This window comes from Pseudomonas imperatae, from assembly GCF_057128625.1.
This window is the reverse complement of record NZ_JBSKHP010000002.1, coordinates 152199-165104: the sequence shown is the minus strand read 5'-3', so window position 1 is coordinate 165104 and position 12906 is coordinate 152199. Positions and strand designations below refer to the sequence as shown.

The window sequence follows — 12906 nt, the reverse complement described above, 5'->3', positions numbered from 1 at the left end:
GGCAGCCTCCCTGGGATATGAACAGTTAACGGTTAGTCCGACGGTTCCAGCGCCTGGTTCAGCGACACGTGGAACTCCTGGAACAGGCTGTCGACCGCCGCGCGGTAATCAGCGGTGACGTAGCCCCACTCCAGCATCAATACTTGATAGACACCACGCTTGATGGCTTCTTCGCTCATGCGCGCGGAGTTTTCCCGCGTGGTGCTGAGAAAACGCCCCCACGAACTGAGGATGATCCAGGCATTGAGGGTCACCACCTCGATCTGGGTGGGGTTCATGTCCAGGATCCCGGCCTCGACGAAGCCCTTGTAGATCAGTTGCGCCTGCACCATGCAACGCTGGGAGAAGCGCCGGTAGCGCTCGGCCAGTTCGGCGTCGCTGTCCAGCAGGTGCTCCAGGTCGCGGTGCAGGAAGCGGTAGTTCCACATGGCCGACAGCACCGCGCGCAGGTAATAGCGCTTGTCGTCCACCGTGGGCAGGCGCCCGGCCGGCGGGCGCAGGAAACCGTCCACCAGCGCCTGGTACTGGTCGAACAGCTCGCTGATGATTTCCTGCTTGTTGGCGAAGTGGTAGTACAGGTTGCCGGGCGATATCTCCATGTGCGCGGCGATGTGGTTGGTACTGACACTGCGCTCGCCCTGCTGGTTGAACAGTTCCAGGCTGTGCTGGACGATACGGTCACGGGTCTTGGGGCGGGCAGCCATGTGCGATTCCCTGGCCATGGTCTTGAATGAATGATCACAGTGTACACGTAGCGAGCCGCGCCGCAGCCTTCGAATGGCACCGCCCGTAGCAGCGGCCACAAGGCCGCGTCATTCACCCACCGAATACCCAGGCACCCCACACACGATTAGAGTATAAGCTCTACAAAGTACAATAATTAACCAGAGAGCCCACGCCATGTCCGCGCAACTGCAAGCATCGCCAGACGCCCTGGCCCTGCTGGAGCCCCTGTTCCAGGCCCAGCGCCAGGCCTTCACCGCCAACCCCATGCCGCCTGCCGCCCAGCGCCGGCAATGGCTCAAGAGCCTGCGCGAGGTGCTGGTGGCCGAGCAGCAGGCGTTGGTCGAAGCCCTGCGCCAGGACTTCGGCAACCGCAGCGCCGACGAGACCCTGCTGGCCGAGCTGATGCCCAGCCTGCAAGGCATCCACTACGCCAGCCGCCACCTCAAGGGCTGGATGAAAGCCTCGCGGCGCAAGGTCGGGGTGGCTTTCCAGCCAGCTTCGGCCAAGGTGGCCTACCAGCCCCTGGGCGTAGTCGGGGTGATCGTGCCGTGGAACTACCCGCTGTTTCTCGCCGTGGGGCCGCTGGTGGGCGCGCTGTCGGCGGGCAACCGGGTGATGCTCAAGCTCAGCGAGGCCACCCCGGCCACCGGCCTGCTGCTCAAGCGCCTGCTGGAACGGGTGTTCCCCAGCGACCTGGTGTGCGTGGTGCTGGGCGAGGCCGACGTGGGCATCGCCTTCTCACGGCTGCCGTTCGACCACCTGCTGTTCACCGGCGCCACCAGCGTCGGCCGCCAGGTGATGCGCGCCGCGGCCGACAACCTCACCCCGGTGACCCTGGAACTGGGCGGCAAGTCGCCGGCCATCGTCAGCCACGACGTGCCCCTCAAGGACGCCGCCGAGCGTATCGCCTTCGGCAAGACCCTGAACGCCGGGCAGACCTGCGTCGCCCCCGACTACGTGCTGGTGCCGGCCGAGCGCCTGGACGCCTTCGTCGACGCCTACCGCCAGGCCGTGCTGGGCTTTTATCCACAGGTGCACGGTAACCCGGACTACACCCACATCATCAACGAGCGCCAGCTGGCGCGGCTCAACCATTACCTCGACGACGCCCGGCGCAAGGGCGCGCGGGTAGTCGAGCTGTACCCGCAAACACCGGATGCGGGGCGCTGCCTGGCGCCGCAGGTGCTGCTCAACGTCAACGATGGCATGACGGTCATGCAGGACGAAATCTTCGGCCCGCTGCTGCCCATCGTGCCCTACGGCGAGCTGGACGAGGCCCTGGCCTACGTCAACGCCCGCCCTCGCCCGCTGGCCCTGTATTACTTCGGCTACGACAAGGCCGCCCAACAGCACGTATTGGCCCACACCCATTCCGGCGGCGCCTGCCTGAACGACACCCTGTTGCACGTGGCCCAGGACGACATGCCGTTCGGTGGCATCGGCCCCTCGGGCATGGGCCACTATCACGGCCACGAGGGCTTCCTGACCTTCAGCAAGGCCAAGGGCGTGCTGGTCAAGCAGCGCTTCAACGCCGCCCGGGTGATCTACCCGCCCTACGGCAAGGGCCTGCAGAAACTGGTGTACAAGCTGTTTATTCGCTGAGGGCGCCGCCATGCACAGCCTCGAACGCCGCGCCGTGCTCAAGCTGGGCCTGGGCGCGAGCGCTTTTCTCGCCGTGGCTGGCCTGGGCGCCAGCCTCAGCGGCTGCAGCCAGGCCACGCCGGCCAACGGCTTCGCGGTGCTGCGCGACAGCGACCTGGCGTTTCTGCGGGCGCTGGTCCCGGTCATGCTGGCCGGCAGCACCGACGCCATGCCGGTCGCCGTGGAACAGACGCTGCAAGGCCTGGATAGCAGCCTCGACCACCTGTCCGCGCCCATGCTCAAGCTCACCCAGCAACTGTTCGACGTACTCACCCTACCCGTTACCCGCGGCCCGCTGACCGGGGTGTGGGGCAGCTGGCAGCAGGCCAGCCCCGAGCAGATCGAGGCGTTCCTGCAACGCTGGCAAGGCAGCAGCCTGAACCTGCTGCGCCAGGGGCACGCGTCCTTGCTGCAACTGGTGCTGATGGCCTGGTACGGCCGCCCGCAAGCCTGGGCCCACTGCGGCTACCCAGGGCCACCCACCGTCTGAAAAACAACAATAAGAGAGCCTGTGATGCCTGTACCCGATCTGTTCCGCGACGGCATGGCCCGCGGCTGGAAAACCCATGACGGCTCACGCCTGCAGCAGGACCTGACGCTTGAAGCCGACGTGGTCATCATCGGCAGCGGTGCCGGTGGCGGCACCGCTGCCGAGATCCTCAGCGCCGCCGGGCTCAAGGTGCTGATCGTCGAGGAAGGCCCGCTCAAGACCAGCAGCGACTTCAAGATGATCGAGCCCCAGGCCTACGCCAGCCTCTACCAGGAAGGCATCGGCCGCATGAGCAAGGACGGCGCCATCACCATCCTCCAGGGCCGCGCGGTGGGCGGCACTACCCTGGTGAACTGGACGTCGAGCTTTCGCACGCCACCCCAGACCCTCGCGCACTGGGCCAGCGAGCACGGGGTGAAGGGCCATGGCGTGGATGACATGGCGCCCTGGTTCGAGCGCATGGAACAACGCCTGGGCGTGGCGCCCTGGCTGATCCCGCCCAACGCCAACAACGAGGTCATCAGCCGCGGCTGCGAAGCCCTGGGCTACAGCTGGAAAGTCATCCCGCGCAACGTGCGCGGCTGCTGGAACCTGGGCTATTGCGGCATGGGTTGCCCCACCAACGCCAAGCAGTCGATGCTGGTAACAACCATCCCGGCCGCCCTCGACAAGGGTGCCGAGCTGCTCTACCTGACCCGCGCCCAGCGCCTGCTGATCGACGGCACGCGGGTAACCGGCCTGCAATGCCTGGCCATGGATGAGCGCTGCGTGGCGCCCACCGGCACGACCATCACCCTCAAGGCCCGTCACTACCTGCTGGCCGGCGGCGGCATCAACAGCCCGGCCCTGCTGCTGCGCTCCAAGGCCCCCGACCCTCACGACCGGCTGGGCAAGCGCACCTTCCTGCACCTGGTGAATTTCTCCGCCGGGCTGTTCGAACAGGTGATCAACCCGTTCTACGGCGCGCCCCAGTCGATCTATTCCGATCATTTCCAGTGGCTCGACGGCACCACCGGGCCCATGGCCTACAAGCTCGAAGTGCCGCCCCTGCAACCGGCCCTGGCCAGCACCCTGCTGGGCGGCTTCGGTGAGGAAAACGCCGCGCGCATGGCGCAGCTGCCCCACACCCACATGATGCTGGCGCTGCTGCGCGACGGCTTCCACCCCGACAGCCAGGGCGGCAGCGTGGAGCTGCGCGACGATGGCTCGCCGGTGCTCGACTACCGGGTTTCCGACTACGCCTGGGACGGCGTGCGCCGGGCCTTCCTGAGCATGGCCGAGATCCAGTTCGCCGCCGGCGCGCAAAGCGTGCTGCCGCTGCACAACGACGCCCGCCCGGCGAAAACCCTCGACCAGGCCCGCCAGATGATCGCCGGGTTGCCCCTGGAGCTGTTCCGCACCCGCCTGGGCAGCGCCCACGTCATGGGCGGCTGCGCCATGGGCGAAGATCCGGGCCGCGCGGTCACTGACAGCCTGGGCCGGCACCACCAGCTGGAGAACCTGTCGATCCACGACGGCTCGCTGTTCCCCACCAGCATTGGCGCCAACCCGCAGCTGTCGGTGTACGGCCTCAGCGCGCAATTGAGCACCCTGCTGGCCCAGCGCCTGAAGCCAGAGCCCCCGTAGCAGCTGCCGCAGGCTGCGTCCGGATTCACCGCGGTGTGCCGGTAAAAGCACAGCGCCTTGGACGCGGCCTGCGGCCGCTGCTACAGAAACCGCGGTAGAAGCCGGCCCTGGCCGGGCGCCGCCACAGCGCCTGCGGCAGCAAACGAGGACAGATTTCCAGCTAGCAATCAGCGAACGGCAAACCTGTCTATAGTCCGATATACCCTGCACGCCGACTTGGCCGGCCGGGAATGCTGCGATACCATCCCAGTCCCCAACGGATTCCCGCCAGGACGACGCGATGAACCGAGTGTTGTACCCAGGTACCTTCGACCCCATCACCAAGGGTCACGGCGATCTGGTCGAACGCGCCTCGCGCCTGTTCGACCACGTGGTCATAGCCGTGGCCGCGAGCCCCAAGAAAAACCCGCTGTTCCCCCTGGAACAACGGGTCGAGCTGGCGCGCGAGGTCACCAAGCATCTGCCCAACGTCGAGGTGGTCGGCTTCTCTACCCTGCTGGCGCACTTCGCCAAGGAGCAGGGTGCCAACGTGTTCCTGCGCGGCCTGCGTGCGGTCTCGGACTTCGAGTACGAGTTCCAGCTGGCCAACATGAACCGCCAGCTGGCGCCCGACGTCGAGAGCCTGTTCCTTACCCCGTCGGAGCGTTATTCGTTCATTTCCTCGACCCTGGTCCGGGAAATAGCGGCATTGGGCGGCGATATCACCAAGTTCGTGCACCCGGCCGTGGCCGAGGCGCTGACCCTGCGCTTCAAGAAGTAGCCAGTGCCGGCCGCCTTGCATAAGCGTGCACTGCGCGCGCTTATGCGGCACAATTGCGCACATTAGTGTTCATATGCCCGGGCCAAGGCCCCGGCCGGAGTACCCATGTCCCTGATCATCACCGACGATTGCATCAACTGCGACGTCTGCGAACCCGAGTGCCCGAACGCGGCGATTTCCCAAGGCGAGGAGATCTACGTGATCGACCCGAACCTGTGCACCCAGTGCGTCGGCCACTACGACGAACCGCAGTGCCAGCAGGTGTGTCCGGTCGACTGCATCCCCCTGGATGAAGCCCACCCGGAAACAGAAGAACAGTTGATGGAGAAATACCGCAAGATCACCGGCAAAGCCTGATCTTGCCGCTCAAGGAGGAGCCGCCCATGCCGAACACCCGCTCACTGCTGTTCGGCGCGTTGCTGCTGTGCTGCTCCGCCCTGGCCCACGCCCAGCCGCTGCCGGCTGCGGCGGCCATCGCCAGCCCTCACCCGCAGGCCACCGCCGCCGGGCAGAAGATTCTCGCCGAGGGCGGCAACGCCTTCGATGCCGCCATTGCCATCAGTGCCGCCCTGGCGGTCGTGGAGCCCTACGCCTCCGGGCTGGGCGGTGGCGGCTACTTCCTGCTGCGCCAGGCCGGCAGCCCGGCCGCCTATCGCTTCCTGGATGCCCGGGAGAAAGCACCGCTCGCGGCCCGCGCCGACATGTACCTGCGCGACGGCAAGGAACAACCGGGGCTGTCCACCACCGGCGCACTGGCCAGCGGCATCCCCGGCCTGCCCGCGGCACTGGTGGAACTGGCCGGGCATTACGGCAAGCTGCCGCTGACGGACTCCCTGGCGCCGGCCATCCGCCTGGCCAACAAGGGCTTTGCCGTGGACCGCGTGTACCGCGCCTGGGCCACCGCGCGCCTGGCGGCCATGCGCGACGACCCGGAAACCGCGCGCCTGTTCCTGCGCGACGGCGAGGTACCGGCCGTCGGTGAAGTGCTGCGCCAGCCCGAGCTGGGGCAAACCCTCACCCGCATCGCCGAACAGGGCCGCGATGGCTACTACGCCGGCGCCACCGCCCAGGCGCTGGTCAAGGCGGTGCAGGCGGGCGGCGGCATCTGGACCCTGAAGGACCTGGCCGACTACCAGGTGGCCAGCCGCGCGCCGCTGCGCTTTGCCCTGGCCGACCAGCGCGAGCTGATCAGCGCACCGCCGCCTTCGGCCGGTGGCATCGCCCTGGCCCAGTCCCTGGCCATCCTGCAGCAGGTGCCGTGGCGCCAGGCCGAGCCGGTGCAGCGCGTGCATTACGTGGTGGAAGCCCTGCGCCGCGCCTACCGTGACCGCAGCCAGCTGGGCGACCCGGATTTCGTCAACAACCCGACCCAGGCGCTGCTGGCCCCCGCCTACCTGAAAAGCCTGGCCGCCAGCATCGCCCCGCAGCAAGCCACGCCCAGCGCCGACCTGCCGCCCGCCCCGGCCTGGCGCGAGGGCGAGCACACCACCCATTTTGCAGTGCTCGACAACCAAGGCAACGCCGTGGCCGCCACGCTGTCGGTGAACCTGCCGTTCGGCGCCGCCTTCACCGCCGCCGGCACTGGCGTAGTGCTCAACGACGAGATGGACGACTTCGCCGCCGACCCCCGCGGCAGCAACGCCTACGGGCTGGCCGGCAGCCAGGCCAACGCCGTGGCGCCGGGCAAGCGCCCGCTGTCGAGCATGAGCCCCAGCTTCATCGAAAGCCCGACGGATTTTGCCGCCTTTGGCACGCCGGGCGGCAGTCGTATCCCGAGCATGGTGCTGCTGGCGATGCTGCAGTACCTGGATGGCCAGCCGGTGCCAACCTGGCCAGCCGTGCCGCGCTACCATCACCAGTACCTGCCGGACGTGGTGGAGTACGAGCCGGGTGCGTTCAGCGCTGCCCAACTGGCCGAGCTGCAGGGCCGCGGCTACAGCCTCAAGCAGGCCGGCCGCGCCTACGGCAACCAGCAGGTGCTGCTGTGGCATAAGGATAATGGCAAGGTGGAAGCCGCCAGCGACCCGCGCGGCGTGGGTGTTTCCGAGGTGATGCCGGCCAACCCGTGACCGGCGCGGCGGTTACTGGCGCTTGCCGTAGCCGTCGCCGGTGCAGCCCAGGCACCGCACGAACGCCGCCTTGCCGGGGTCAACCACCAGCGCCTTGCCGGCGTCCTTGACGTTGCCGCCCAGGGCGGTGAACGGCAGTGACACCACGAACACCGCCGCACCGATGGCCGTGGCCGCAATCAGCAAGGGCCGGGCAATGACCAGGTCGGCGATCATCGAAAAAGCGGGCGGGCTCTGCACCTGGTACACCGGGTCGCCGCTGCCACTGCTTTCCTGCAGTTCGTCGGCCAGGCTGGGCAAGGCCTGCAGGCCCAGGCACAGCATCAGTACGAGGGACAGGGTACGGAAGCAATTCATGGCACAGTCCTTTTGCGGGCGTTTGCGGCTACTTGATTCTTCACTATATCAGCGTCTGCCGGGTTGTCAGGCCCGGCGCGTAACCGCTTACTTCTGGCAGCGCGGGCAGTACACGCTGGCGCGCTGGCCCAGCTTCACCTCGCGCAGGGTGCTGCCGCACACCTTGCACATCTCGCCGCCGCGCCCGTAGACGAACAGCTCCTGCTGGAAGTAGCCCGGCTGGCCGTCGCCGCCGATGAAATCGCGCAAGGTGGTGCCGCCGCGCTCGATGGCCATGGCCAGGATGCGCTTGATCTCGATGGCCAGCTTCAGGTACCGCGCCCGGGAAATGCCACCCGCCTCGCGGCGCGGGTCGATACCAGCGGCGAACAGCGCTTCGGTGGCGTAGATGTTGCCCACCCCCACCACCACGGCGTTGTCCATGATGAACGGCTTCACCGCCATGCTCTTGCCGCGCGACAGCTGGAACAGCCGCTCGCCGTCGAACAGCGCGGTCAGCGGCTCCGGCCCCAGGCGCACCAGCAGCTCGTGGTTGAGCGGGTCCAGGCTCCAGAGCATGGCGCCGAAGCGCCGCGGGTCGGTGTAGCGCAGCGCCAGGCCCGACTCCAGCTCGATGTCCACGTGCTCATGCTTGAGCGCCGGCAGCCCCACTTCCACCAGCCGCAGGTTGCCGGACATGCCCAAGTGGCTGATCAACGTGCCGACCTCGGCGTTGATCAGCAGGTATTTGGCCCGCCGCTCGACGCCGATGATCTTCTGCCCCGACAACCGCGTGTCCAGATCTTCGGGGATCGGCCAGCGCAGGCGGCGATCGCGCACGATCACACGGCTCACGCGCTGCCCTTCAAGGTGAGGCGCGATGCCCCGGCGGGTCGTTTCGACTTCAGGCAATTCAGGCATGGAAGGCTCGTTGCAGAGCGGCGGGAAGCGTCAGCGCGCGCCCAGCTCGCGGATGGATTCCTTCAGGTTCTCGAAGTCGTAGTCCGACAGGCCGACGTAATCGAGCACCAGATGGCTGATGGTGTTCCACTCGTGGTCTTCGTTCTGGTTGCCCAGCACCCGGTGCGACGAGCAGATGTGTTCGGCCATCTTCAGGATCGCCAGCAGGTTTTTCAACTGGCTGTTCTGGTTGGAGTCATCGCTGAAGATCGCCAGGGCATTGTGATGGTTGGCGATGGCATTGCCCAGGTGCTCGGGCAGGCGCCAGGACTTGGCGGTGTAGTAGCCCACCACCGAGTGGTTGGTGTTGTAGGCCTGGTTTTCGGTGTCCACCACGCGCAGCCCGGGGCCGGCGTTGGCGTAGGCGCGCTCCAGGGTGCTCATGTAGTCGGGGAAGCGTTTGAGCATCAGCGGGATGCCGCAGTCGTGGAACAGGCCCAGGGCATAGGCCTCGTCCACCGCCTGGGAGCCGATGCGCTTGGCCAGCGTCAGGCAGGTCATGGCCACGTCCTGGGCGGTGTCCCAGAAACGGTTGAGGGTGACGATGGTTTCGTCGCTCATCTCGCCCTTGATCGACTGGGCGTTGATGAGGTTGATGATGGAGCGGCTGCCCAGCAGGTTCACCGCGCGCTGGATGGAGGCGATCTTGTTCGACAGGCCGTAGTACGGCGAGTTGACGATTTTCAGCAGCGCCCCCGACAGGCCTGGGTCCTGCGCTATCAGACGAGCGATCACTTCCAGGTCCGGGTCGGGCATGTACTGCTCCATCTGCAGGTCTACCATGATCTGCGGTTGAGGCGGCACACTGATCCCCTGCAAGGCCTGCTGGATCTGTTCTTCTGAAAGCTCTTGGGACATAAGTACACACTCTGGACTGAGGCGCGATTTTAACCCCTGCGAGGGGCGACGGCACAACCGCTAGCGATATGATTCATGACAAGTGGCCACTATCTTTCACGTATCAAAACCGATACCCCGTGAAAATCACTGTCCTTGTGGGAGCTGGCTTGCCAGCGAGCTTTTCGGACCTCAACAGCTCGCTGGCAAGCCAGCTCCCACAGAGCGACGCAGGGGCTATTCGTCAAGCCGGCAAGCCTGCCATTTGCGTTCACGCTATACTCCCGCTCTTTTTTCCCCGGAGCGACTTCATGTCCCTGCCCAGCCTTCGCCTCAAAGCCAATGCCGACCGCCGCCTGCGCGCCGGTCACCTGTGGGTCTACAGCAACGAGATCGACGTAGCCGCCACGCCCCTGCATGGTTTCAAGGCCGGCGACCAGGCCGTGCTCGAAGCCGCCGGTGGCAAGCCGCTGGGCATCGTCGCCATGAGCCCCAACAACCTGATCTGCGCCCGCCTGCTGTCGCGCGACGCCAAGCTGCCGCTGGACAAGTCGCTGCTGGTGCACCGCCTGAACGTCTGCCTGTCGCTGCGCGAGCGCCTGTTCGACAAGCCGTTCTACCGCCTGGTGTACGGCGATTCCGACCTGCTGCCGGGCCTGGTTGTCGACCGTTTCGGCGACATTCTGGTGGTACAGCTGGCCTCGGCCACCATGGAACAGCACAAGGCCGACGTCATGGCCGCACTGATCCAGGTCATCAAGCCCAGCGGCATCCTGTTCAAGAACGACTCGGCCGCCCGTGACGCCGAAGGCCTGGAACGCTACGTGGAAACCGCCTTCGGCGTGGTGCCGGAGTGGGTCGACCTGGAAGAAAACGGCGTGAAATTCCAGGCCCCGGTCATGGAAGGCCAGAAGACCGGCTGGTTCTACGACCACCGCATGAACCGCGCCCGCCTGGCCCCGTACGTCAAGGGCAAGCGCGTGCTCGACCTGTTCAGCTACATCGGTGGCTGGGGCGTGCAGGCCGGTGCCTTCGGCGCCAGCGAAGTGTTCTGCGTCGACGCCTCGGGCTTCGCCCTGGACGGCGTTGAGCGCAACGCCGCCCTCAACGGCTTCGCCGAGAAGGTCACCTGCGTCGAAGGCGACGTGTTCGAAGCCCTGAAGCAACTGAAGGCCTCCGAAGAGCGCTTCGACGTGATCGTCGCCGACCCGCCCGCCTTCATCAAGCGCAAGAAAGACCTGAAAAACGGCGAAGGCGCCTACCGCCGCCTGAACGAACAGGCCATGCGCCTGCTCAGCAAGGACGGCATCCTCGTCAGCGCCTCGTGCTCCATGCACCTGCCTGAAGACGACCTGCAGAACATCCTGCTGACCAGCGCCCGCCACCTGGACCGCAACATCCAGCTGCTGGAACGCGGCGGCCAGGGCCCGGACCACCCGGTACACCCGGCCATCCCGGAAACCCGCTATATCAAGAGCATTACCTGCCGGTTGCTGCCGAATAGCTGATGCCCCACGCCCGCGCCGTTGCCGGCGCGGGCCTTTCGGAAAAGTCCGACATTAGCTTCGGAAGTGCCCGGATATCCCTCGCTTCCCCTCCACACCTATACTCCTGCACGCCCAAACACGCAGGAAGCGCCATGCCCACCTTTACCCTTGAACTCAGCGACGAAATCGATAACTGCCTCACGCAGATAGCGCAACGCAACTGCATTACCAAGGCAGAAGCGATGAAGCGTGCGTTCGCGTTGCTGGCAATAGCCGACGACCAGAAACAGCTGTGCGGCGGTGCGCTCGGCCTTATCCGAGAACGCGACGACCATACCTTTGAAGTCATGGGGCGGGTGACGGGCTTATGAACTCCCAGCCACCAAACCCGGATCGAAACCTTGTCAGCTTCTTCACCAGTGGCAGCGATGTACAACTGAAAGAGAACGATCGCTTGAGGTTTGCCCGACAAATCCTCATATCACTGCTAATGCTCTGCGCAGGGATATTCATCGCTTATGGCTTGAACCCGGAAAGCAAGGCGATGGAGCAAATGTTCGAATTGGTGAAAATCGGCGCCCTGCCACTCATCACGCTTGTCATTTCGTTCTACTTTCCCAAAACGTCGTAGCGGCTCCTTGCCGCACCGATATGCCTGCTCACGTAGCCGCAGCCTGCGGCAGCGGCTACGATTATTCCTACAAAAACTTGGGAAATTTCGTGATCTAGCCGCTATTGACCACGATTTGGATGCGAGTAGCCTTCGTCGTCAAAAAGGCTTGGCTCATGTCTGCTCCGCATAAACACTCCGTCATCGCACTGCTGCTGGCCATGGTTCTGCTCGCCGTCTTCCCCCTCGACGTCGTCCTGCCCTCCTTCCCCGCGCTGTCTGCTCATTTTGCCACACCCATCCACGACATCGCCCTGTCCATCAGCGTGTTCGCCATCGGGGTTGCCGTGTCGCAGTTATTCCTCGGCCCACTGTCTGACCGGGTTGGCCGCAAGGGGCTGCTGATCCTGGGGCTGGGGATTTCCATCATCGGCGCAATTGGCTGCGCGAGCGCCGACACCTTCGCCAGCTTCATAGCGTTCCGCGTAGTGCAAGCCATCGGCTGCGGCTGCTTCGTGCTGCTCAATGCACTGGTGCAGGATCTGTTCGAAGGCCGCGAGCGGGAACGCGCGCGCATCCTGGTCACCAGCGCCAGCGGCGTGCTGATTTCGCTTTCGCCCTTGGCGGGGGCGTTGCTGCAGCATCTGTTCGGCTGGCAGGCCAGCTTCCATGTATTCACGCTGATCGCCCTGGGCGTGCTGATACAGGCCATGCGCATCCTGCCGCCCGCCCGCGGCGCCGTTCGGAAAAGCCAAACCCTGCTGGCAACCTACAGCGAATTGTTCCTCAACCCGGCTTTCATGGGCTTCTCATTGATTGCGGCGATTGCCTTTACCTGCCACTTCAGCTTTATTGCCATCTCGCCGTTGATCTTCCTCGACTACTTCCAACTGTCGCAGCTTGAATTCGGCCTGACCCTGCTGGGCTACGGCGCGGCTTATGTGCTGGGCGGCCTATTGGCCAGCCGCATGAGCCGCAGCGTTAGCCACCGCCATCAGCTGTTCACCGGGTTGTTGCTGATCGGCGCCGCAGGCCTGGCCATGCTGGTGCTGGGCCTGGCCACCGAACGCAGCGTGGCGACCGTGCTGTTGCCGATGATGATCTGTACCGCCGGCACCACCATCGCCCGCCCGGCCGCCACCTCCCGCGCCATGGAGCTGGTGCCGGCCAGCGCGGGGGCGTCGGCGTCGGTGTTGAACACGCTGGTGTTGGTGGCAGGGGGTTCAGGCAGCGCGGCGATCAGCCTGGTGGCGGCGGATTTTGAAATGATGCTAGGGGTAGCCTTCCTGGCGTTATGCCTGATCGGCCTGATCACCACCCACCGCCTTTATACAAAACCATAGGGTAGGAGCAGAGCTTGCTCG

Annotated in this window: 14 protein-coding genes; 10 read left to right on the top strand and 4 right to left on the bottom strand. The window is 65.6% G+C overall.

Going from position 1 to position 12906, the window contains the following annotated elements; translation table 11 throughout:
• Positions 1–32: 32 nt before the first annotated feature.
• On the bottom strand, positions 33–704 hold the full coding sequence (locus tag ACWKWX_RS03405) for a TetR/AcrR family transcriptional regulator (protein WP_483827025.1): 672 nt from the start codon (positions 702–704) through the stop codon (positions 33–35).
• A gap of 196 nt (positions 705–900) precedes the next feature.
• Here ACWKWX_RS03405 and ACWKWX_RS03400 point away from each other — a divergent pair, with 196 nt between their 5' ends.
• The 6 genes from ACWKWX_RS03400 (at position 901) to ggt (ending at position 7312) form a co-directional block, all read left to right on the top strand.
• On the top strand, positions 901–2328 hold the full coding sequence (locus tag ACWKWX_RS03400; RefSeq protein ID WP_483827024.1) for a coniferyl aldehyde dehydrogenase: 1428 nt from the start codon (positions 901–903) through the stop codon (positions 2326–2328).
• Between the two features lie 10 nt (positions 2329–2338).
• Positions 2339–2857: a twin-arginine translocation pathway signal protein gene (locus ACWKWX_RS03395; protein ID WP_483827023.1), complete on the top strand. Its 519-nt coding sequence runs from the start codon at positions 2339–2341 to the stop codon at positions 2855–2857.
• 24 nt (positions 2858–2881) lie between these two features.
• Complete coding sequence (locus ACWKWX_RS03390) at positions 2882–4483, top strand: GMC family oxidoreductase (protein WP_416427377.1); 1602 nt, start codon at positions 2882–2884, stop codon at positions 4481–4483.
• 280 nt (positions 4484–4763) lie between these two features.
• Complete coding sequence (gene coaD, locus ACWKWX_RS03385) at positions 4764–5243, top strand: pantetheine-phosphate adenylyltransferase (RefSeq protein ID WP_416427378.1); 480 nt, start codon at positions 4764–4766, stop codon at positions 5241–5243.
• Between the two features lie 105 nt (positions 5244–5348).
• On the top strand, positions 5349–5600 hold the full coding sequence (locus tag ACWKWX_RS03380) for a YfhL family 4Fe-4S dicluster ferredoxin (protein WP_003195146.1): 252 nt from the start codon (positions 5349–5351) through the stop codon (positions 5598–5600).
• A 26-nt stretch (positions 5601–5626) separates the two neighbouring features.
• Entirely contained in the window at positions 5627–7312 is a 1686-nt protein-coding gene (gene ggt / locus ACWKWX_RS03375; RefSeq protein ID WP_483827022.1) for a gamma-glutamyltransferase, read from the top strand.
• Positions 7313–7324: 12 nt separating this feature from the next.
• Here ggt and ACWKWX_RS03370 read toward each other — a convergent pair whose 3' ends face one another.
• From ACWKWX_RS03370 to ACWKWX_RS03360, 3 genes are all read right to left on the bottom strand, one after another.
• Positions 7325–7669, bottom strand: coding sequence for a multidrug transporter (locus tag ACWKWX_RS03370; protein ID WP_416427380.1), 345 nt, complete (start codon positions 7667–7669; stop codon positions 7325–7327).
• 87 nt (positions 7670–7756) lie between these two features.
• The gene (gene mutM / locus ACWKWX_RS03365) at positions 7757–8569 is read right to left on the bottom strand and encodes a bifunctional DNA-formamidopyrimidine glycosylase/DNA-(apurinic or apyrimidinic site) lyase (RefSeq protein ID WP_416427382.1); all 813 of its coding nucleotides are present in this window, start codon (positions 8567–8569) and stop codon (positions 7757–7759) included.
• A gap of 30 nt (positions 8570–8599) precedes the next feature.
• A complete protein-coding gene (locus tag ACWKWX_RS03360; protein ID WP_416427493.1) occupies positions 8600–9412 on the bottom strand; it encodes an HDOD domain-containing protein in 813 nt (270 codons plus the stop codon).
• A gap of 344 nt (positions 9413–9756) precedes the next feature.
• On the opposite strand from ACWKWX_RS03360, the gene ACWKWX_RS03355 reads away from it, so the two are divergent.
• From ACWKWX_RS03355 to ACWKWX_RS03340, 4 genes are all read left to right on the top strand, one after another.
• Positions 9757–10953: a class I SAM-dependent rRNA methyltransferase gene (locus tag ACWKWX_RS03355; RefSeq protein ID WP_008364826.1), complete on the top strand. Its 1197-nt coding sequence runs from the start codon at positions 9757–9759 to the stop codon at positions 10951–10953.
• Between the two features lie 131 nt (positions 10954–11084).
• Positions 11085–11303 carry a hypothetical protein gene (locus ACWKWX_RS03350; protein WP_483827021.1) on the top strand — a complete coding sequence of 73 codons (219 nt, stop codon included), beginning with the start codon at positions 11085–11087 and terminating at the stop codon, positions 11301–11303.
• Entirely contained in the window at positions 11300–11563 is a 264-nt protein-coding gene (locus tag ACWKWX_RS03345; RefSeq protein ID WP_483827020.1) for a hypothetical protein, read from the top strand. The genes ACWKWX_RS03350 and ACWKWX_RS03345 overlap by 4 nt, the downstream gene beginning before the upstream one ends.
• 155 nt (positions 11564–11718) lie before the next feature.
• The gene (locus tag ACWKWX_RS03340; RefSeq protein ID WP_483827019.1) at positions 11719–12885 is read left to right on the top strand and encodes an MFS transporter; all 1167 of its coding nucleotides are present in this window, start codon (positions 11719–11721) and stop codon (positions 12883–12885) included.
• Positions 12886–12906 lie beyond the last annotated feature (21 nt).

Bases quoted from the DNA above. Each gene is read 5' to 3' on its own strand.
- ACWKWX_RS03405 (WP_483827025.1), bottom strand. From the start codon at position 704: ATGGCTGCCCGCCCCAAGACCCGTGACCGTATCGTCCAGCACAGCCTG.
- ACWKWX_RS03400 (WP_483827024.1), top strand. From the start codon at position 901: ATGTCCGCGCAACTGCAAGCATCGCCAGACGCCCTGGCCCTGCTGGAG.
- ACWKWX_RS03395 (WP_483827023.1), top strand. From the start codon at position 2,339: ATGCACAGCCTCGAACGCCGCGCCGTGCTCAAGCTGGGCCTGGGCGCG.
- ACWKWX_RS03390 (WP_416427377.1), top strand. From the start codon at position 2,882: ATGCCTGTACCCGATCTGTTCCGCGACGGCATGGCCCGCGGCTGGAAA.
- coaD (WP_416427378.1), top strand. From the start codon at position 4,764: ATGAACCGAGTGTTGTACCCAGGTACCTTCGACCCCATCACCAAGGGT.
- ACWKWX_RS03380 (WP_003195146.1), top strand. From the start codon at position 5,349: ATGTCCCTGATCATCACCGACGATTGCATCAACTGCGACGTCTGCGAA.
- ggt (WP_483827022.1), top strand. From the start codon at position 5,627: ATGCCGAACACCCGCTCACTGCTGTTCGGCGCGTTGCTGCTGTGCTGC.
- ACWKWX_RS03370 (WP_416427380.1), bottom strand. From the start codon at position 7,669: ATGAATTGCTTCCGTACCCTGTCCCTCGTACTGATGCTGTGCCTGGGC.
- mutM (WP_416427382.1), bottom strand. From the start codon at position 8,569: ATGCCTGAATTGCCTGAAGTCGAAACGACCCGCCGGGGCATCGCGCCT.
- ACWKWX_RS03355 (WP_008364826.1), top strand. From the start codon at position 9,757: ATGTCCCTGCCCAGCCTTCGCCTCAAAGCCAATGCCGACCGCCGCCTG.
- ACWKWX_RS03350 (WP_483827021.1), top strand. From the start codon at position 11,085: ATGCCCACCTTTACCCTTGAACTCAGCGACGAAATCGATAACTGCCTC.
- ACWKWX_RS03345 (WP_483827020.1), top strand. From the start codon at position 11,300: ATGAACTCCCAGCCACCAAACCCGGATCGAAACCTTGTCAGCTTCTTC.
- ACWKWX_RS03340 (WP_483827019.1), top strand. From the start codon at position 11,719: ATGTCTGCTCCGCATAAACACTCCGTCATCGCACTGCTGCTGGCCATG.